This is a genomic window from Amycolatopsis sp. NPDC049688, assembly GCF_040674975.1.
In the GTDB taxonomy this organism is placed as follows: domain Bacteria; phylum Actinomycetota; class Actinomycetes; order Mycobacteriales; family Pseudonocardiaceae; genus Amycolatopsis.
In genome coordinates this window covers 60,126-78,461 of record NZ_JBFANY010000027.1, presented here as the reverse complement: position 1 = coordinate 78,461, position 18,336 = coordinate 60,126, and the positions used below count along the sequence as shown (strand labels likewise).

Here is an 18,336-nt window from a genome sequence, read left to right as displayed (position 1 = left end):
ATCAACGCCCACTGAGCATCCGAGAGCAACTGAAACCGCGACACGACCAGCAGCATCCCAGCAACCCGCCGACATGTTTGTCAGACACGCCCTAGTGGCGAGGTCGCCGACGATCATGCGGGCCCGTTCTGAAGTGATCGCCCACTGATGGGCGTTGAGGCCTGCTCGATGAGCAGACTATTTTTATGTGATTATGTAGTTCGTAATCTGAGGATGGACTCTCGTGTAGCGCTGTTGCTTCGCTGCGAGATTTGGAGCGCGACTAATGCTCCATTGGTAAGAAATCCACCTAGAAGCACTTGTGAGGTCGCGAGCGATCTTGTAACACGATGGTAGCGCCGTCCGACCTGGCTTCGGACGAGTTGCGTGGAGAAATGAGGTGCTTCGGTGAGAAAATCGCGAAGAACGTGGCGGAGGGTCGGGGTAGTTTTCGGACTGCTTGGCTTGTTCATGCAGTTGGCGGGAGGCCCAGCTGCAGCGGCTCAGAACCTTCCTGCGACGAGCCCGTTCTGGTCCGGCTACGTTGTCACTGCGCAGACCGGATCGCCGCGCATTACGGGGGCGCATGCGACGTTCACGGTGCCGAAGGTGACGTGCCCGAAGAAGGCGGCAGAGATCGTCTGGTGGGTTGGCATCGACGGGGCGTACGGAAGCACGTTGGCGCAGGTCGGCTTGGGGGCGACTTGTTCGGGCCGTGGTAAGCCGGGCTCCTACTTGTGGTGGGAGCAGCTGCCGAACCAGGCGCAGACAGTCGAGGTCGACCATGCCATCAGCCCGGGGGACGGCGTCAGCTTGGACATTTGCGAGGGTTACGGCTGCACGTCGCGCCCGAACACGCCGCGGCAGTTTCAGCTGTCGGCGGTCGTGACGCCACCGCTGGAGCAGACAGACCCGGGGTACTGGAGTGATCTCTTCGTCAAACAGATCAACTATGCGACGCCGCAGGTGACAGGTGAGTGCATCGTGGAGCGTCCGACGATCAACGGCAAGCCGACCGGTACCGACGGCCAGAACCTCTTCCCGGAGTATTCACCGACGGACATCTACTGCACTGTCATCACTTCGGATGGTGCTGCGATCGATCTGGCGAAGCCTCAGGTGGGTTACAAGGTCAATAAGCTTGAGCTCCGAAGCAAGCAGTCCGGCAACTACCTGACACGTACGTCAGCGCCGCGCGTCGACCCGGTCATCGGTCAGGCCCGTTCGTTCACGTCGAAGTGGCTCGCTGCGAAGTAGGTGACGGGAGGTTTCACTGGGAGTCCGAGTATCCGCCGCCCGGCACGCGACCGGACGGCGGATACTGCTTAGTACCTCAACATCTCACACTGCTCCTTCGAAGCGGCAAGAAGTCGACGCACCAGTGAAGCGAACTCACTCTGCTCGATGAACGGCATCAGCGTCATGCTCTCGAACGCGATCCCGTGTCGTATCGTCAGCCACTCATCCCCGCCGTCGACCTGCTGGATGAAGCACAGATCCCGGTAGTAGAACGCGGTGCCGAGCGACCAGTTGGTGAACCCGATGCGTTGCTCGAGCTCCTGGACGCTGTAGCAGCCGACGAAGCTCCCGCGGGTGAACGGCGGGTCGCCAGCCTGCGAGATCCACGGGTTGGCCAGTCCGAGCTGGTACCAGTCCTCCCGCAACTCGTCGTTGAGCCGCGGCACCACGCGGACCTCGTCGACGATCTGCCACCGTTGCATGAGCCGTACCGCGTGGGCGTAGGCGTCGAACCACTTCTCGAAGACCTGGTTGTCGCCATGCCAGAGCGCGTCGCCAGCGACGTGCATCTGGACCAAGTACTGCTCAGTGTGAAACAGCAGGTCAACGAGGTCTTCCGGGCAGTCCATGTCATCGCCGTCGGCGTCCGGCGGTCCGACGACCAGCGCCGGTCCGGCGATCATGTCGCGGCCGTGGAAGGCGCTGTTGTGGATCCACAACAAGACGGTGGCACGGGCGTTGATCGGCAGTCCTTCCAGCTTGCCTTCCTCGTGGAAGTACATGCCGGCGTCCGGCCGGTCGAGGTTGATGAGCTCGAGCGGCCCGCCGACGACCTGGCGGTAGGCGTCGAGGTCGTTCTGGTTGAGGTGCTGACGACGGATCGGTTGGTTCAGATCCACCGGTATGACGATCGCGTTAGGCATGGGTGCCGCTCGCTTCTGGACCGTTGGGCTTTTGCCTGGTGGGCGGTCCGGTCCACACCAGGCCGATCGCCCTCTGAACTGGGGAACACGGTCTGGGGTGGATGTGGGGCGGAGGGCGGTCTCGCGGACCGCCGCTCCGCTCCAGGTTGGCGAACCATCGAGCTCAGTCGGTGGTCTCACCGGTCTTGCGCCGGCCCCGGCGCTCAACAGGGGCATCGGCTGCTGCTGGCACGCCTTCGCCGAACAGGCCCTGGATCGCGCCGCGTCGGGCAGCGGCTTCGCGCTCGATCTCCTCCAGAGCTGCCGCTGCCCGAGCAGCGAAGTCGCTCTCAGCCCGTTTGGTGTTGACGTACAGCTCAACGGCTCGCAGGGCTGCGTCTCCCAGCGAGATGCCATCGAGTTGGGCGACCAGGGCGAACTGGGCATGCAAGGCGTCGGGCACCTTGATGCCCAGCGTCTTGACGTTGATGTTCCGTGGATCCGACATGCGGAGCCTCCTCGGTGCTGATGCGGCCGGCCATCCCTGAGCTGGGATGACGTGGGCGGCCGCATGGCACCGGCGAGGCGAGGTCTACAGGCGTGGCGCCTTGGCTGTGTCGCCGCAGATCCAGGCCAGACACTCCCAGACGCCTGTGCAGTATTCGCGGCTCAAGCGGGGATGACTCTTGGCGGCGATCTTAGCCTTCCCGGTCGCCTGGGTGATGGTGTCCATATCTGGGGGAAAGGGACTACTAGGCGTGCCTGTAAGTGGCCACTTGTTCTTCATGCCGAGCACCCAACTCAGGGTGTCGCGCACGCCGTTTGCGTGCGGAGAGGTGCTCTTGCGTTGCTTGACCTGTTTAGCAAACGCAAGGACCTGCCCAGGACCAGGACGTCCCATCTCGCCTCCAGCGGAAGTAAGCTACCTCGTGTAGCGTCACGCCGCCTTCCGTTGTACCGAGGTCGATATGGTTCGTGCAGCCGCCATCCGCTCCTCCGCCATCGCCGCATACTCTGGGTTCAGCTCAATGCCGAGCCAGTCGCGACCATGCTTCTCGGCGGCCAGTGCTGTCGTGCCGCTCCCGAGGAACGGGTCCAGGACGACGCCGCTGCGGCTTGCGGCGTCGCATTGGCAGACGGCCCGGAGGTCGTCGACCGCGACTAGCCGGCCATCCTGGCGTTCCAAGCGGCGCCGCCACGGCGCCCCGCATGCTGCACAGACTCGTTCAGGGCACGTTGCCAGCAGGCATCGTTCGGCCAGCACGAGCGGGTAGGCGGCGAAGTGTCCACCGCGGAACCCGGCGGTCGGCAGCGTCCAGACGTCGCCCGGGTTCTTGCCGAGCGGGTGGCCAGCAAGGCCGCTGGCCTTGAGTCCAGCCAGCCCGCGGTTGTCGTTAAGCGTCCGACCTGGGCGGCTGGTTGATCCGGTGGTCGGCGGAGGGTAGGTCCTGCTGGTCGCAGGTTCAGGCGGCCGCCGAGGTGTGACGAGCGGCTGGCGGATCTCGTCCAAGTTGAAGTAGTAGCGCCGCGAGCGGCTGAAGAAGTACACCAGCTCATGGGTCGTGGTCAGCCGGTCGCCGACTGACGATGGCATGGGGTTGGACTTGGCCCAAACGACCTCGTTGCGCAGCGTCCACCCATCGCGGACCAGCGCCAATGCAACTCGCGCTGGCCCGAGGAGCAGACTTTTCGGAGTGGCTCCCTCATCGAGGTGGTGGGCGTAGCTGTCGCCAAGGTTCAGCCAGAGGGTGCCGGTCGGTCGTAGGACGCGAGCCAGTTCAGCCGCGACGTCGCGGAGGGTGCTCGCCCAGGTGTCGACGTCGGGTTCGGCGCCGAGTTGCTGGTCGTGACCGTAGTCGCGGACGCCGAAGTACGGCGGGCTGGTGATAATGGTGTCGACGGAGCCAGAGGGCAGCTGGGATAGCTGCTGGCGGGCGTCGCCGACGAGGATGGTGTTGCGGGGGAGCTGCCGGGGTGCCTGAAGCTCACTTCCGCGGGTGTTTTTGATCATGAATGGGTCTCGGTTTAGGTGTTGGAGTGTGCCCCGGTGCCGGTCAGGGCGCCGGGGCGGTGATCGGGCCACGTGGCCGCGATCTGGGTGGTCTCTGGGGCCGGTGGCCCACCCGCCCCTAGTCCTGACCTGCGTGTTCGCGCACGTACCGGGCCAGTGCGGGGTTCGATCTGGGTCGCATCAGGGCCACCAGAAAGTCTTTGCCATAACGCCCGGCCGCGATACGCGTGCCGGGCGTGTTGTTTGTGTCTGCAAGGAGCTTCTGGAGCTGCTCGCGGCGAGGGTCACGTGGTGATCCAGAGGAAACTATCTGCGGCATGCCATTCCCATTGGCTTGACCCTCAGCCGGCGGTGTAGCGGATTCCGTGTCCGGAGGAACGACCGCCAGTGCGCCCAGGGATGTGAGCGCGAAGGCGCCGCTGGGGAGGTGCACCTGCCACGGTGAACTCGGCATGGCGGTGAACCACACTGTTGCACAGTGCTGCTCGATCATTACGCATGGTGACAACCGTGTGGGGACTGTTGCGGGTGGCTGCCGGGCGAGTGGCTGGCCGTCCACTGTGGAGCGAGCACCCTTTTGTCGGGCTAAGTTACTGATCGGTAACTTGTTGTCCGCGTATCGGGAATCGAATACGGGTGGGCAACGTCGTTCCCGGTTCGATGGCCTGCATGGTCCAGAGCGAACCTGTGCGCGTCCTTGGTTCTCGCGTGGCTTCTTCGGTAGGCGTTGCCTTCTATGGGTGTGCCGGTGATGAGGCCGCTTTGGTGCGTGAGGTGGCTTCCCGGCTCGGGGTGCGTGTCGTCATCACCGGGGATGCCTTGGGTGATGGCAATGTCGGGGTTGCTGCCGGGTTTCGGTGTGTCAGTGTGGGGCACAAGGCCGCTGTTGGACACTCGGTTCTTCGGGCTCTTGCTCGGATCGGGGTTCGGTATGTCTCCACCCGGAGCGTTGGATACGACCACATTGATGTCGGTTGCGCCGCGAGCGTGGGGATTTCCGTCGGGAATGTTGCCTACTCTCCGGACAGTGTTGCCGACTACACCCTGATGTTGATGCTCATGGCCGTTCGGGATGTCAAGTCCGTTCTCGAACGGGCTGAGGCCGGGGATTTCCGGCTGGGCGGTGTTCGTGGCCGGGAGCTGCGGGATTTGACCGTCGGAGTGGTCGGGACCGGGCGGATCGGGTCCGCCGTTGTGGAGCGGCTGAGGGCGTTCGGGGCGCGCGTTGTTGCCTTTGACAGCTCTCCCCGTGCTGCGGTTGATTATCTTTCGCTTGATGAATTGTTGCAGGTCAGTGACATTGTCACGCTGCATACGCCGCTTACGGATGAGACGCGGCATCTGCTGGATCGGCGGCGGCTCGGGCTGATGAAGCCCGGCTCCGTCCTTGTCAACACCGGGCGCGGGCCGCTGATCGACACCGATGCTCTTGTCGCCGCGCTGGAGAACGGGCGGTTGGGTGGGGCTGCGCTCGATGTGCTCGAGGGTGAAGAGGGCGTCTTCTATTCCGACTGCCGGGGCAAGGATGTGGGGAGTCGGCTCACGCGGTTGCAGAAGCTTCCGAATGTGATTGTCACCCCGCACATCGCCTACTACACCGATCGGGCGCTCAGGGACACCGTCGAAAACTCGATTCTCAACTGTCTTGACTTCGAAAGTGGGACTTCGCATGGCTGAGCTCAAAGTCGGGATCCTTTTCGGGGGAATTTCCGAGGAACATCCCGTTTCCGTGAAGTCCGCGCAGGAGGTTGCGCGGCACCTCGACACCGGTAAGTACGAACCCGTCTGGATCGGGATCACCCAGGACGGGGCCTGGAAACTCTGTGATGGGCCCGATGCCGGCTGGGAAAGCGGGCGGCCGGTCGTTCTGGGGCCGGGGCGGAGCCTACTCGTCCTGGAGGACGGGAAGTACGAAAGCTTCGAGCTGGACGTCGTCCTGCCCGTTCTGCACGGCAAGCTCGGGGAAGACGGGGCCGTGCAGGGCCTGCTGGAGCTTTCCGGCATCCCTTACGCCGGGTGCGATGTGCAGAGTTCCGCTCTGTGCATGGACAAATCCCTCGCTTACGTCGTGGTCAGGAGTGCCGGGATCGAGACGCCGGACTTCCGGATCCTCAGCAAGGGCGAGGACATTGATCCGGAGGCGTTCGACTATCCCGTGTTCGTGAAGCCCGCCCGGTCGGGTTCCTCCTTCGGGGTCAGCAAGGTGACGTCCGGGGATGAACTGGCGGGGGCCGTGGCGACCGCTGCGCAGTACGACGACAAGGTGCTCGTCGAAGGGGCCGTGGTCGGGAGTGAAGTCGGGTGCGCTGTTCTGGGGAACGGGAGCGACCTGTTCGTCGGGGAGGTGGACCGGATTGCGCTTTCACACGGGTTTTTCCGGATCCACCAGGAGGATTCGCCGGAAAGCGGGTCCGAGAACTCGACACCGATCGTGCCCGCCGACATCCCGGCCGAAACCGCCGCGCGGGTCCGGGAGACCGCCAAGGCCATCTACCGGGCTCTCGGGTGCCGGGGACTCGCCCGGGTCGACATGTTCCTCAAAGCGGACGGGACCGTCGCCCTCAACGAGGTCAACACCATGCCCGGGCTGACCTCCTACAGCCGGTACCCGCGGATGATGGCCGCCGCCGGGGTTTCGCTCGGGGAGGTCCTCGACCGGGTCCTCGCCCTGGCGGTGAGCGGGCGGTGAACGACGACTTCGCCTTCGTCGACGAGCTCGTGCCCGGGATCCGGTGGGACGCCAAGTACGCCACCTGGGACAACTTCACCGGCAAGCCGGTGGACGGGTACCTCGTCAACCGGATCGCCGGCACCACCACCCTGTGCGCCGCCCTCGCCGAGGCACAGGAGAAGGCCGCTTCCCTCGGCTTCGGCCTGCTCCTCTGGGACGGCTACCGGCCGCAACGCGCCGTCGAGTGCTTCCTGCGGTGGGTGGACCAGCCCGAAGACGGCCGCACGAAACTCTGGCACTACCCCAACCTCGACCGCGCCGCGATGTTCGCCAAGGGGTACGTCGCCACCAAGTCCGGGCACAGCCGGGGCAGCACCGTCGACCTCACCCTCTACCACCTGGTCACCGGCGAACTCGCCCCCATGGGCGGGGGCCACGACCTGATGGACCCCATTTCGCACCACGGCGCCCGGGGCGTCTCCGCACTCGAAGCCGGGAACCGCCGGTACCTGCGGTCGATCATGGAGGACTGCGGTTTCGCCGCCTACGAGCGCGAGTGGTGGCATTACAGCCTCGAGAACGAGCCCTACCCGGACACCTACTTCGACTTCCCCGTTGCCTAGGCGGCCGGCAGCCGGACGGTCACCCGCAGGCCGCCCGACGGGCGGGGCGTCAGGGTGAGGGTTCCGTCGTGCGCCTGGGTGATGCTCTGGACGATCGCCAGGCCCAGGCCGACTCCGGCGTGGTCGGCGCGGATGCGTTCGGTGCCGCGCTGGAACGGCTCCGTCAACGTCGACACCAGCTGCGGCGGCAGCTGCTCACCCGTGTTCTCGACCGTCAACACCACTGAACCGCCGCGGACGGTCGTCGCCAGCTGCACGACGCCGTCGGGGACGTTGTGGACGATGGCGTTGTGCAGCAGGTTCGTGGTCAGCTGCAGCAGGAGCGCGTCCGAGCCGACGGCCGGGGCGAGCTCGCCGGACGTCTCGATCGTGACGCCGTGCTTCTCCGCCAGCGGCAACAGCGTTTCGGCCGCTTCCTCCACGGTCAGGGACAGGTCGACGCGGTCGCGGTGGAACGACCGCTGGTCGGCCCGGCTGAGCAGCAGCAGCGCTTCGGTGAGCCGGATCGCCCGGGTGTTGACGACGTGGAGGCGCTCGTCCAGCTCGTCCGTCGTGCGGTTCGGGTCGTTGCGGGCGACGTCGAGGAGGCTCTGCGTGATTGCCAGCGGGGTGCGCAGCTCGTGGGAGGCGTTGGCCGCGAACCGCCGCTGTTCGGCGACGTGCGCCTCGAGCCGCGCCAGCATCGTGTCGAAGGCGTCGGCGAGTTCGCGGAACTCGTCCGTGCGGCCCGGCAGCCGGACGCGGTGGGCGAGCGAGCCGGTCGCGGCGAGGCGGGTCGCGTCGGTGATCCGGGTCAGCGGGGCGAGCATCCTGCCGGCCAGCACCCACCCGCCGAGCAGGCCGAACACCAGCAGGAAGACGATCACGGCGGCCATGAACGGGACGAAGGCGCGGACCAGGACCGAGCGGTTGATCCAGAAGTTGCCCTCGGTGTGGATCCAGCCGTTGGGCAGGAAGTACAGGTAGAAGGCCAGCACCGCCCCCATGAGCAGGATGCCCGCGAGCATGACGAACCCGGCGTAGCTGAGGGTCAGCTTGAGCCGGGCGCTCAGCCCGGGCGCCCTATCCACGACGCTCGCCGCCGGTGTCGATGCGGTAGCCGACGCCGGGCACGGTGGCGATGATCCCGGGTTCGCCGAGGCGCTTGCGCAGGACCGAGACCGTTATGCGCACGGCGTTGGTGAACGGGTCCGCGTTCTCGTCCCACGCCCGCTCCAGCAGCTCCTCGGCGCTGATCACCCCGCCTTCGGCCGCGACGAGCACCTCGAGCACGGCGAACTGCTTCCTGGTCAGCGCCACGTACCGGCCGTCGCGGTAGACCTCGCGGCGGAACGGGTCCAGGCGCAGGCCCGCGATCTCGCGCACCGGCGGCCGGCTGTAGGCGCGCCGCCGGTCGAGGGCCCGCAGCCGGAGCACGAGCTCCCGGAGCTCGAACGGCTTCGTAAGGTAGTCGTCGGCGCCGAGCTCGAACCCGGACGCCTTGTCGTCGAGCCGGTCGGCCGCGGTGAGCATCAGGATCGGCGTGCCGCGGCCGGAGGCGACGATGCGGGCCGCGACCTCGTCGCCGGAGGGACCGGGGATGTCCCGGTCGAGGACGGCGATGTCGTAGCTGTTGACGCTCAGCAGTTCCAGCGCGGTGTGGCCGTCGCCGGCGATGTCCGCCGCGATCGCCTCCAGCCGGAGGCCGTCGCGGATGGCGTCGGCCAGGTAGGGCTCGTCCTCGACGATCAGCACACGCACGGTTGCGATGCTACGAGCCGGTCCCTATCGCCGGCATATCGGAAAGCGCGTACGAGCGGACAACACCGCTCGGCCTTGACTGCCGGTATGAGCACGTTTTCGACCGTCCTGGGCGCGGAACACGGCGCTCTGCCGGACGGCGCATCGGTCTTCGACGACGACTGCCCGGCCGTGGCCAACCTCGATCCCGGCCTGCTCGCCGCCCTCCGCCGCGCCGCGGCGGACGCCGAGGCCGACGGCGTCCGGTTCGTCGTCAACGGCGGCTGGCGATCCCGCGCGTACCAGCAACGCCTGCGCCGCGACGCCGTCGCGAAGTACGGCTCGGAGCAGGAAGCCGCCCGCTGGGTGACGACCGCCGACCGTTCCGCGCACGTGCAGGGCAAAGCCGTCGACGTCGGTCCCGCCGAGGCGCGGGCGTGGCTTTCCGAGCACGGCGCCCGGTACGGGCTGTGCCGGATCTACCGCAACGAACCCTGGCACTACGAGCTGCGTCCGGAAGCGGTCGAGCACGGCTGCCCGCCCATGTACGCCGACCCTTCGCAGGACCCGCGGATGCGGTGAGCGTCACCGCGCCAGGTGCTTGCGGACGTCCTCGGCCACCGCGGCCCGCCCGCTCATCCGGTACTTGGCCAGGATGCTGCGGACGTGGCTCTTCACCGTGTGCAGGCTGACGCCGAGCTCGCGGGCGATCCGGTCGTTCGGCAGGTCGCTGGCGAGGAGCACCGCGACACCCTGCTCGGCGGCGGTCAGGGAGCGGAAGCGTTCCTCCGGGCCGTTGTCGATGTTGAGGGTCAGCTCCATGAGGTCGGACTGGAGCTGCTGGCAGTCGGTGACGATGCGCTGCAGGGCCTCCCGCAGCGTCGCCGGATCGGGTGACGGCACCGCGTCCTGCGCTCGCTGCCGCACGTCCGCGACGCGCGAGGAGAGGAACTCGACGATGTGGTCGGCGGTCACCAGCTGCGGTGCGTCGCCGACGCCGGCCGGCAGCCGCCGGAGCGCGTCCAGGTCCTCCGCTTCCTTGGTGAGCACGCGGGCGACCACGTCGGCCAGCCACTCGAACGCGCGCACCGAGTTGTCGTCGAAGGTGTCCGGCTCGTAGCTCTGCATCGACATCATGCCGAACACGACCGGCGCGCCGTCGTGGCCGCGGCGGAACAGCGGGGTGGTGACCGCGTCGGCGGACGCCCGGCTCGTGTCCCCGGCGGGGACGCCGGCGTGCAGGGCGGCGCCGCCGTCGTACTGCATCCGGTAGGTCTGGCGGTGCGTCAGCAGCCAGGCGGCCTGGCCGTGCGGCCCGTAGATGTGCGACTCCGGGTCGGTGAACAGGCCGCTGTCGTAGCCGTAGGGGTAGCGGACCCGGTTGGCGCCGTGGAAGAAGCCGACGTAGAAGTGGTCCAGCGGCACGATCTTGCTCATCACCGAGCGGGCGTAGTCGTAAAGGCCGTAGTGATCGGTGCGGTAGTTCGCGTCGATCTTGTGGAACGCCTCCCGGAGGATCAGCGTCGTCTCGGCGTCGACCCGGAGCCGGGCGGGCGGTCCCGATTCGGCTGGCGGCATCCTCCCATCATCCTCCGGCGCACGGGCCGCCGCGGCCGGCTCGCTCCGCGAGCGATGGAGGGACCCGCCCTCCCGCTGTCACTGTTGACGGGCGAGAGGACGGGGAGGAGCAGCCATGGAAACCCATTAGTACGTCAGGAAAGCGTCTTCAGCCAGCTGGTGACCACCGCGAAGTACGTCGGCGCGTTGGGAGCGTAGTTGATCGCGTGGCCGTAGCCGCCGAGGATGTACGTCTGCAGCGGCCCGCCGAAGAACGGGGCTTCCGACGCCCGCAGCGCCTCCGGGGACGAGCAGTCGCTGCCCAGCGTTCCGCAGAAGTGCGGGTCGTTGCCGACCACCAGCAGCACCGGGGCCGTGATCTGCTGGGACGCCGGGGTGACCACCGTGGTCAGGGTCAGGCTGTCGACGGCCTCCGTCGCCGCGAAGACGTCCTTTGTGGACTCGTCGTAGGCGATCGCGGCCGCGTCGTAGGGGCCCGGGGTGTGGAAGGCGTTGTAGCGGGTGCCCTGGTCCGTCGTCAGGTAGCCCGCGTCGAGGCCGCGGGCGGCCAGGGACGGGTCCAGCGGGGCCGGGACCATGTTGGCCAGCACCGGGATCACCGTGATCAGGTTCATCCGGTGCGTCATGCCGGTGACCAGCACGCCGTCGACGTCGCGGTAGCGGCCCGCCTCGATCATCGCCATCGCCGCGCCGATCGAGTGGCCGCCGACGACCACCTTCGCGAAGCGGGCGCGGATCGACCGGATCACCTGGTGGGCCGCGTCCGCCTGGACGGACGCGCTCAGCAGCGTGCTCAGCGGCTTGGAGCTGCTGCCGGTGCCGAGGCGGTCCAGGGCCAGCGTCGCGATGCCCGCGGAGTTCGCGGCCATGCGGAACGAACGGATCTCCGGGGTGTAGCCGATGTCCCAGTAGGAAGCGTTGTACGTGCCGCCCGGGATCAGCACCACCACGGTCGTGGCCCGGGGCGGGGCGCACAGGCGGCCGTGCATCGTCTGGGGGAGCAGAGCCACCGTGACCGGGACGGACAGGTCCTCGCACGTCGTGGCCGCGGCGGCCGATGTGGGCGTGAAGAAGGCCGCCAGCAGCAGAAAAACGGCAGCACAAAGACGGAGACGGGACACGGGGGAAGGACCTCCAGCTAACGGGGGACTGCCGTCATCGGCAGCCGGTCGGGATAGGCGGCCGAGGTGAACTTCACGCGCACCGGCCGGCCCGGCACGGGGACCAGCCGCCACCGCGCGGCCACCGTGGCCACCGTGATGACGATTTCGTTCTGGGCGAAGCGGTTCCCGATGCACTGCCGGGTGCCCGCCCCGAACGGGACGAACGCGCCCTTCGGCACCGCGGCCGCCCGCTCCGGCGCCCAGCGGCCGGGATCGAACCGGTCCGGGTCGGGGAACGACGCAGGATCGTGGTGGAGCGCGTGCGGGCTGACGATCACCTCGGCGCCCTCCGGCAGCCGCACGCCGCCGAGGTCGACTTCGGTGAGGGTCCGGCGCATCAGCATCCAGAGCGGGTACAGCCGCAGGACCTCGTCGACGACCTGCCGGACGTAGGTGAGCCGGGTGAGGTCGTCGACGGTGACCGGGCGGCCGCCCAGCACCTCGTCGACCTCGGCGTGCACCCGCGCCTCGACGTCCGGGTGCCGTCCGAGCTCGTGGAACGTCCAGGCCAGCGCCAGCGCGGTCGTCTCGATGCCCGCGGTGAGCAGGGTGAGCACCTCGTCCCGCGCCTGCTCGTCGGTCATGCCGGCCAGCAGCAACGTCGAAAGCAGGTCGCCGTGGTCGGTGCCCTCGCGCCGCCAGTCGCGGATCACCTCGAGCACAATTGCCTGCATCCGGCCGATCGCTTCGTCGAACCGGCGGTTGCCGGGCACCGGGAGCTTTTCGACGAACTTCGGTGACAACGCGCGAATCATTCCCTGCTGGATGATGACGTAAATCGACCGGCGGGCTTCCTCGATCGCCGCTTTTCCCAGGTCGGTGGAAAACAGCGCCTCGCCGACGATCGTCACGGCCAGGCTTTGCATGTCCTCGTCGATCTGCCGCACTTCCCCGGCCTGCCAGGTGCCGGCCAGATCCGCCGCCGCGCGCTGCATGATGCCCGCGTAGGCGGCCAGGCGGTCGCGGTGGAACGCCGGCTGCATCAGGCGCCGCTGCCGCAGGTGGAAATCGCCGTTCGAAAGCACCAAGCCATTTCCGACGAACGGCCGGAACTTGTCGAACATCGCGCCCTTGCGGAACTTCGGCCCCTCCGTGACCAGCACTTCGTGGGCCAGCCGGGGGCTCGCGACGAAGTGGACGGGTGCCGGGCCGAGCCGGAGTTCGACGATCTCGCCGTGCTCGTGCAATGCGTCGGTGAATGCGAAGCGTTGCCGCAGCAGCGCCGGAGTGTGCCCGAGAAAAGGCCACCGGCCCGGTGCGACCGGGACGCTCATGAGGACTCCTCGTTGCGCCATTGTGTGGATTTCCCAAGGAGACGGCCCACGGTAGGCGCGTCCGGCCGAACGGGACAGTGCCCGATCGGGTGGTGTGCGCTCACGCGGATGGCCCAGTAGCCGAACCGCGGGGAATCGCTAAGCTCTTTCCGATCCGACGTAACGAGAAGGTGTTCTTCGTGACCCGATCACCGGAATGGGTTCCACCGGGTGTCGATATCTCCGTGCCGAGTATCGCGCGCACTTACGACTTCATGCTCGGCGGCGGGCACAACTTCGCCGTCGATCGTGCGGTCGGGGAGGAGATCGAACGCGTGATGCCCGGCCTGCGCGACTCCGCACGCGTGAACCGGGCGTTCCTCGGGCGCGCGGTGCGGTACATGACGGCCCACGGGATCCGGCAGTTCCTCGACATCGGTTCCGGCATCCCGACGGTGGCGAACGTGCACGAGGTCGCCCAGGCGCAGGACCCGGAGTGCCGGGTGGTGTACGTCGACCGCGACCCGGTGGCGGTCGCGCACAGCGAACTGATGCTCGCGGGCAACGACCGTGCGGCCGTCGTGCAGGCCGACATGCGGGATCCGGAGAAGATCCTCGACTCCCCGGAGGTGCGCGGGCTGCTCGACCTCGACGAACCGCTCGGGTTGCTGATGCTGCTGATGCTGCACTGGGTCCCCGACGAAGCCGGCCCGCTCGAGCTCGTCGGCCGGTACCGCGCGGCGCTGGCGCCCGGCAGTTTCCTCGCGCTCACCCACGTCACCGGCGACCACCAGGACGAAAACCTCGAGGACGCCACGGAAGTGATCAAGGAAAGCCGCAGTCCCGATCAGGTGACGCTGCGGACGCACGCCGAGATTTCCACCCTGTTCACCGGTTTCGAAATCGTCGAACCCGGCCTGGTCGGCTGCGGGGAATGGCGGCCGGCCGGGCCGGCGGACATCGCCGATGCGGCCGCCATGAACATGCTCGTTTACGCCGGAATCGGCCGCAAGAACTGAGCGGACGCCCCCGAACATGCCGATGACCCACCACCAGCCGGAACAGCCCCCGGTCCCCGACCCGGAACGGGAGCGGTCCCTGCTCGCCCGGAAATGGGCGTATCTGCTCAGCGGCGTGACCGTCGTTTCCCTGAACCGGGAGGAACTCGACCACGAACTGCGCAGCCTGCTCGACGCGTTGTGCGAGTCGCTCTGCCGTCCTTCGGCGGACACGGTCCCGGCCGAGCGGATCGGCGCGCGGCTGGTCGCGCTCGGGTACGTCGGCGAGCCCGGGCTGCGGTGCACGCTCGACGTCCTCGGGAAGGGCCTGCCCGCGCTGCCCGAACTGCAGGCGGTGGAACGGGCGACCGAGCGGATCGTGCCGGCGCTGGGCGCGCTGTCCTGCGGTTTCCTGCTCGCGCACGAGCGGAACGTCCTGGACCAGCAGGAGATCATGCACCTGGCGCTGCTCAAGGCGGTGCGGGACGCCCAGTGGAACCTTAAGCAGAGCGAAGCGCGCTTCGACGAGGTCGTGACGTCGTCGGCGAGCGGCATCGCGGTCGTCGCGCTGGACGGCCGGATCGTGCGCGCCAACGCGGCGCTGGCCGAGATGCTCGGGCACCCGTCCGGCGAGCTGACCGGTTCGGTGCTGTACGACGTCGTCCACCCCGAGTCCGTCGAGATCCTGCGTGACGCGATGCTGGCCCTGCTGGACGGCGGCAAGGAGCGGATCCGGCAGACGCAACGGCTGCTGCGCCGCGACGGCGACGTCGTCCGCATCTCGCTCACCGCGTCCCTGCTGCGTGACGCCGAAGACCAGCCGGCCCACTTCGTCGTCGTGATCGAGGACGGCACCGAACTGATGCTGCTGCAGGGCGAGCTCAGCCGGCAGGCGCTGCACGACGTGCTCACCGGGCTGCCGAACCGGCAGTACTTCGGCACCCACCTGGAGACGGCGTTGCGGCGCGCGGACCCCGCGTACGGCGTCACGCTGTTCCACGTCGACCTCGACGCGTTCGGCATGGTCTGCAACAGCCTCGGCCGCCGCGTCGGCGAGCGGTTGCTGGTGCACTTCGCGCAGCGGCTGAAGGCCGTGATGGCAGGCGAGAACGCCATGGTCGCGCGGTTCCACAGCGACGAGTTCGGCATCCTGGTCGAGAACACCGCGACGACCCCGGGCATCGACACCATCGTGCGCGCGATCAACGACGAGCTCGCCGAGCCGTTCTTCGTCGACGGGCACGGGCTGGCCCTCTCGGCCAGCGCCGGCGTCGTGCACCGGCCGGCGAAGGGCATCGACCCGGTCGAGCTGCTGCGCCAGGCGGACCAGACGCTGCGGCGCGCCAAGGCCCGGCGGCGCGGCCAGTGGAAGATGTTCGACCGGGACGCCGACGCGCACGACCGGCAGACGCAGGCGCGGGCGGTCGGCATGGCCGGCGCCTGGGAACACGGCGAGATCAGCGTGCGGTACCGGCCGGTGGCGCGGCTGGCCGACGGCGGGGTCGCCGGCGTCGAAGCCCGCCTGCACTGGGACCGGCCGGGCGACACGGCGCTGTCGCACGAATGCTGCGTCGAGCTCGCCGAGTCGACCGGGCTGATCCTGCCGCTCGGGGACTGGCTGCTGCGCGCGGCCGGCCGGCAGGGCGAGTGGTGGCGGCAGCGTGCGGGCTTCGGCCTGCCGATGGTCGCCGGCCTGACCGGGCACCAGGTGTCGGACGACGCGCTCGGGACACGCGTGACGCGGCTGCTGGCCGACACCGGGCTGCCGCCGGAACAGCTGATGGTCGGCGTCCCGGTCGGCGCGCTGCCGGTGTCCGGGGTGATCGAGAACGTCACCGCGCTGGCCGACCTCGGCGTGCACGTCATGCTCGACGAGTTCGGGCTGGGGCCGGACGACCTGCGGGCGGTCGAGGACCTGCCGGTGGACATCGTCCGCGTCGACCGGCGCCTCGCCGAGTGGCAGGCGTGGTCGGACTCGACGTTCCTCGGCGCGCTGGTGCCGCTGGTCCGGCAGGTCGGCGCGACGCTCGTCGTCGACGGGATCCACACCGCGGACCAGGCCGACTGGTGGCGCACAGCCGGCGCGGAACTGGCGACGGGCGACTACTTCGGCGTCGCCAGGCCACCGGCCGAGCTCGCCGGGCAGTTCGCCGGCACCTGAGGCCGCCACCGGGTCAGCCCGACGGCGACGAGGACGACCGCCATGCCGCCGACGACCCGCGGGCTCAGCGGTTCGCCGAGGAAGAGCGCACCGAGCCCGACCGAAACGACGGGCAGCAGGTAGCCGACGGTCGCCGCGGCGGTCGGGCCTTCGTCGGCGATGATGCGGTAGTTGAGGTAGAAGGTGATCCCGGTCCCGAAGACGCCGAGAACGGTGACGGCGACGACGGCGGTGAGCGTCAGGTGCGGCTCTTCTCCCGCGACCGGCAGCGCGAGGGCGGTCAACGCGGTGGCGGTCATCAGCTGCGCGGCCGAGAGCGCGAGCGGGGCGCCGTCCGGGGGCAGTTTCCTTGCCATGTAAGCAAAGGCGACGGCATAGCTGAGGCCGGCGCCGAGCAGGGCCAGCGCACCCCCGCTCAGCAGGCCGGATTGCTGCCACGGCGCGAAGATCACGACGATGCCCGCGAAGCCGAGGACCAGCCCGAGCAGTCGTGTGGGCGTGAGCCGTCGTTCGGTGCCGAGGGTGACGCCGATCAGCAATGACCACAACGGGGTCGTGGCGTTCATGACGCCGGCGACCCCGGAGTCGACTGTGCGTTCCCCGATGCCGAAGAGCGCGAAAGGCAGGGCGTTGCAGAAAAACGCGGCGACGACCAGCCGGGCCCAGGTGGCGCGGCCCCGCGGCAGCCGTTGCCGGGCGGCGAAGGCGAGGACCAGGAGAGTCAGTGCGCCGAGGGCGCAGCGGATGAGCGTGAGGTGGACCGGGCTGAGGCCGGTCAGGGCCAGCTTGATCCAGAGAAAACCGGAGCCCCACAACAGGGCCAGGACCGCGATCCGCACGACGTTTCCGCTCACGGGATTCACCGTGCCGCAACGGTCCTATCAGAACAAGTGAAGATAACTGGACGGATCGTTAAGCAGTCCTACATCGGGTGCGGGCGGACCGACACGATCAGCTTGCGCAGCCCCGTTTCCGCCGCCCGGGCCTTCACCGCGCCCAGCATCGGGGTCGGAAATACTCGGCCCACAGGCGCCGGAAGCGCTCGCCGGTGATCATGCGGCCGCTGGCGCCCTGGTAGATGAACGGGCCGCCGACGTCGCCGAGGCTCAGCGCGGGGTCGAGGAGATCCGGGCGGGTGGCAAGATCGACAACGCGCATCCGCCCCGTGAAGCGAAGAGCTCAACCGCCCGATCGCGGCATCCGGGCGACGTTCAGCGCAACGCCTTCGTCCGGCGGGTGATCGCCGACGGGTCGAGGTTGGCGCGGGTGCCCGCGTCGTGGCCGTCGAGGTAGCCGCTGCCGGACAGCCGGCGGGGTGCGGCCGCGCGCAGGTCGCCGTACTCGGCGTCGAACGCGTGCTGGACCAGCTGCGCGCGGTCGCGGACCACCAGTTCCGCCGACCGCACGCCGGGCGCCGCCGTGCGGACCGCTTCCTGCTCGGCGTGCGTGAGGCGTTCGTGGACCGCGCGGGCGAAGCCGTGCAGCCACGTGCGCCGGTACGCGGCCAGGGACTCGCCCGGGAAGAACCCGCCCGGGCGGACGCGCGTCAGCTGCGTGCTCGCCTGCAGCAGCAGGCTGGTGAACAGCAGCTCCACCCGGCCGAGGTCGGACCGGTAGCCGAACACCGTGACGCTGTCGACCTTCTGGCCGTAGCGGTGCAACAGGGTCCGGCAGCGCAGCGGGTACGCGACGGAGGTGAGCAGGCTCGCCTTGTCCCGGCTGTACGGGTCGTTCATCGGGATCTTCAGCGTGCCGATCTCGTCGGTGGCCGCGCCGGACGCGGCGAGCATCGCCTGGTCGATCCCGTACCGCGCGACGAGCTCGGCGGCCTTCTGGTTGTACGCCTCGGCTTCCGCCTCGGTGACCGCCGGGTCTTCGGCCTTCGCCAGCAGCTTGCGGATGCGCTCGAGCTGCGGGTCTGACTCGGTCATGCGGAGAGGGTATTCGATCACGTGTTCGGGCGCGCGGACCGGGTCGGCGTGTCGGCCTGGACACTGGAGGGATGGTCACGATCGAACGCTTCGGCCCGCCGTCGGACG

The 18,336-nt window shown here is 68.5% G+C and carries 18 protein-coding genes; 7 read left to right on the top strand and 11 right to left on the bottom strand.

The window, feature by feature from the left end; translation table 11 throughout:
• Nucleotides 1-450 precede the first annotated feature (450 nt).
• Nucleotides 451-1,236 (top strand): G1 family glutamic endopeptidase, encoded by a 786-nt coding sequence (locus tag AB0J55_RS44360; RefSeq protein WP_364263766.1) that lies wholly within the window; start codon nucleotides 451-453, stop codon nucleotides 1,234-1,236.
• A 68-nt stretch (nucleotides 1,237-1,304) separates the two neighbouring features.
• Here AB0J55_RS44360 and AB0J55_RS44355 read toward each other — a convergent pair whose 3' ends face one another.
• From AB0J55_RS44355 to AB0J55_RS44345, 3 genes are all read right to left on the bottom strand, one after another.
• Nucleotides 1,305-2,141 (bottom strand): DUF3846 domain-containing protein, encoded by an 837-nt coding sequence (locus AB0J55_RS44355; protein WP_364263745.1) that lies wholly within the window; start codon nucleotides 2,139-2,141, stop codon nucleotides 1,305-1,307.
• A gap of 163 nt (nucleotides 2,142-2,304) precedes the next feature.
• Nucleotides 2,305-2,628, bottom strand: a complete 324-nt coding sequence (locus tag AB0J55_RS44350) for a hypothetical protein (RefSeq protein WP_364263742.1) — start codon at nucleotides 2,626-2,628, stop codon at nucleotides 2,305-2,307.
• A gap of 429 nt (nucleotides 2,629-3,057) precedes the next feature.
• On the bottom strand, nucleotides 3,058-4,131 hold the full coding sequence (locus tag AB0J55_RS44345; RefSeq protein ID WP_364263740.1) for a site-specific DNA-methyltransferase: 1,074 nt from the start codon (nucleotides 4,129-4,131) through the stop codon (nucleotides 3,058-3,060).
• A 669-nt stretch (nucleotides 4,132-4,800) separates the two neighbouring features.
• Here AB0J55_RS44345 and AB0J55_RS44340 point away from each other — a divergent pair.
• From AB0J55_RS44340 to vanX, 3 genes are read left to right on the top strand one after another with little or no spacing between them, the layout of a single operon-like run.
• The gene (locus AB0J55_RS44340; protein ID WP_364263763.1) at nucleotides 4,801-5,808 is read left to right on the top strand and encodes an NAD(P)-dependent oxidoreductase; all 1,008 of its coding nucleotides are present in this window, start codon (nucleotides 4,801-4,803) and stop codon (nucleotides 5,806-5,808) included.
• The gene (gene vanA, locus AB0J55_RS44335; protein ID WP_364263737.1) at nucleotides 5,801-6,820 is read left to right on the top strand and encodes a D-alanine--(R)-lactate ligase; all 1,020 of its coding nucleotides are present in this window, start codon (nucleotides 5,801-5,803) and stop codon (nucleotides 6,818-6,820) included. Before AB0J55_RS44340 ends, vanA begins: the two co-directional genes overlap by 8 nt.
• Nucleotides 6,817-7,425, top strand: coding sequence for a D-Ala-D-Ala dipeptidase VanX (gene vanX, locus AB0J55_RS44330; protein ID WP_364263734.1), 609 nt, complete (start codon nucleotides 6,817-6,819; stop codon nucleotides 7,423-7,425). Before vanA ends, vanX begins: the two co-directional genes overlap by 4 nt.
• Here the strand turns inward: vanX and AB0J55_RS44325 are convergent.
• On the bottom strand, nucleotides 7,422-8,495 hold the full coding sequence (locus AB0J55_RS44325) for a HAMP domain-containing sensor histidine kinase (protein WP_364263731.1): 1,074 nt from the start codon (nucleotides 8,493-8,495) through the stop codon (nucleotides 7,422-7,424). The two genes, vanX and AB0J55_RS44325, sit on opposite strands and share 4 nt — an antisense overlap.
• Entirely contained in the window at nucleotides 8,488-9,165 is a 678-nt protein-coding gene (locus tag AB0J55_RS44320) for a response regulator transcription factor (protein WP_364263728.1), read from the bottom strand. The genes AB0J55_RS44325 and AB0J55_RS44320 overlap by 8 nt, the downstream gene beginning before the upstream one ends.
• A gap of 87 nt (nucleotides 9,166-9,252) precedes the next feature.
• Between AB0J55_RS44320 and AB0J55_RS44315 the strand changes: the two genes are divergently transcribed.
• The gene (locus tag AB0J55_RS44315; protein ID WP_364263725.1) at nucleotides 9,253-9,726 is read left to right on the top strand and encodes a M15 family metallopeptidase; all 474 of its coding nucleotides are present in this window, start codon (nucleotides 9,253-9,255) and stop codon (nucleotides 9,724-9,726) included.
• A 3-nt stretch (nucleotides 9,727-9,729) separates the two neighbouring features.
• Here AB0J55_RS44315 and AB0J55_RS44310 read toward each other — a convergent pair whose 3' ends face one another.
• From AB0J55_RS44310 to AB0J55_RS44300, 3 genes are all read right to left on the bottom strand, one after another.
• A complete protein-coding gene (locus AB0J55_RS44310; protein ID WP_364263722.1) occupies nucleotides 9,730-10,722 on the bottom strand; it encodes a LuxR C-terminal-related transcriptional regulator in 993 nt (330 codons plus the stop codon).
• A gap of 134 nt (nucleotides 10,723-10,856) precedes the next feature.
• A complete protein-coding gene (locus AB0J55_RS44305; protein ID WP_364263719.1) occupies nucleotides 10,857-11,843 on the bottom strand; it encodes an alpha/beta hydrolase in 987 nt (328 codons plus the stop codon).
• A gap of 17 nt (nucleotides 11,844-11,860) precedes the next feature.
• Nucleotides 11,861-13,159, bottom strand: a complete 1,299-nt coding sequence (locus tag AB0J55_RS44300; RefSeq protein ID WP_364263716.1) for a cytochrome P450 — start codon at nucleotides 13,157-13,159, stop codon at nucleotides 11,861-11,863.
• 254 nt (nucleotides 13,160-13,413) lie between these two features.
• Between AB0J55_RS44300 and AB0J55_RS44295 the strand changes: the two genes are divergently transcribed.
• Both AB0J55_RS44295 and AB0J55_RS44290 read left to right on the top strand, forming a co-directional pair.
• Nucleotides 13,414-14,157 (top strand): SAM-dependent methyltransferase, encoded by a 744-nt coding sequence (locus tag AB0J55_RS44295; RefSeq protein ID WP_364263760.1) that lies wholly within the window; start codon nucleotides 13,414-13,416, stop codon nucleotides 14,155-14,157.
• A gap of 16 nt (nucleotides 14,158-14,173) precedes the next feature.
• Nucleotides 14,174-16,297 (top strand): EAL domain-containing protein, encoded by a 2,124-nt coding sequence (locus tag AB0J55_RS44290; RefSeq protein ID WP_364263713.1) that lies wholly within the window; start codon nucleotides 14,174-14,176, stop codon nucleotides 16,295-16,297.
• Here the strand turns inward: AB0J55_RS44290 and AB0J55_RS44285 are convergent.
• From AB0J55_RS44285 to AB0J55_RS44275, 3 genes are all read right to left on the bottom strand, one after another.
• Nucleotides 16,240-17,151, bottom strand: a complete 912-nt coding sequence (locus tag AB0J55_RS44285; RefSeq protein WP_364263710.1) for a DMT family transporter — start codon at nucleotides 17,149-17,151, stop codon at nucleotides 16,240-16,242. The genes AB0J55_RS44290 and AB0J55_RS44285 overlap by 58 nt on opposite strands.
• Before the next feature lie 133 nt (nucleotides 17,152-17,284).
• Complete coding sequence (locus AB0J55_RS44280) at nucleotides 17,285-17,455, bottom strand: hypothetical protein (RefSeq protein WP_364263707.1); 171 nt, start codon at nucleotides 17,453-17,455, stop codon at nucleotides 17,285-17,287.
• 53 nt (nucleotides 17,456-17,508) lie between these two features.
• Nucleotides 17,509-18,228, bottom strand: a complete 720-nt coding sequence (locus tag AB0J55_RS44275) for a DUF2786 domain-containing protein (protein ID WP_364263704.1) — start codon at nucleotides 18,226-18,228, stop codon at nucleotides 17,509-17,511.
• Nucleotides 18,229-18,336: the final 108 nt, after the last annotated feature.

Excerpts from the sequence above, each read along its gene's own strand:
- AB0J55_RS44340 (WP_364263763.1), top strand. The coding sequence starts at position 4,801 with ATGGTCCAGAGCGAACCTGTGCGCGTCCTTGGTTCTCGCGTGGCTTCT.
- AB0J55_RS44310 (WP_364263722.1), bottom strand. The coding sequence starts at position 10,722 with ATGCCGCCAGCCGAATCGGGACCGCCCGCCCGGCTCCGGGTCGACGCC.
- AB0J55_RS44350 (WP_364263742.1), bottom strand. The coding sequence starts at position 2,628 with ATGTCGGATCCACGGAACATCAACGTCAAGACGCTGGGCATCAAGGTG.
- AB0J55_RS44360 (WP_364263766.1), top strand. The coding sequence starts at position 451 with ATGCAGTTGGCGGGAGGCCCAGCTGCAGCGGCTCAGAACCTTCCTGCG.
- vanA (WP_364263737.1), top strand. The coding sequence starts at position 5,801 with ATGGCTGAGCTCAAAGTCGGGATCCTTTTCGGGGGAATTTCCGAGGAA.
- AB0J55_RS44315 (WP_364263725.1), top strand. The coding sequence starts at position 9,253 with ATGAGCACGTTTTCGACCGTCCTGGGCGCGGAACACGGCGCTCTGCCG.
- AB0J55_RS44290 (WP_364263713.1), top strand. The coding sequence starts at position 14,174 with ATGCCGATGACCCACCACCAGCCGGAACAGCCCCCGGTCCCCGACCCG.
- AB0J55_RS44300 (WP_364263716.1), bottom strand. The coding sequence starts at position 13,159 with ATGAGCGTCCCGGTCGCACCGGGCCGGTGGCCTTTTCTCGGGCACACT.
- AB0J55_RS44295 (WP_364263760.1), top strand. The coding sequence starts at position 13,414 with ATGCTCGGCGGCGGGCACAACTTCGCCGTCGATCGTGCGGTCGGGGAG.
- AB0J55_RS44280 (WP_364263707.1), bottom strand. The coding sequence starts at position 17,455 with ATGCGCGTTGTCGATCTTGCCACCCGCCCGGATCTCCTCGACCCCGCG.
- AB0J55_RS44345 (WP_364263740.1), bottom strand. The coding sequence starts at position 4,131 with ATGATCAAAAACACCCGCGGAAGTGAGCTTCAGGCACCCCGGCAGCTC.
- AB0J55_RS44275 (WP_364263704.1), bottom strand. The coding sequence starts at position 18,228 with ATGACCGAGTCAGACCCGCAGCTCGAGCGCATCCGCAAGCTGCTGGCG.
- AB0J55_RS44355 (WP_364263745.1), bottom strand. The coding sequence starts at position 2,141 with ATGCCTAACGCGATCGTCATACCGGTGGATCTGAACCAACCGATCCGT.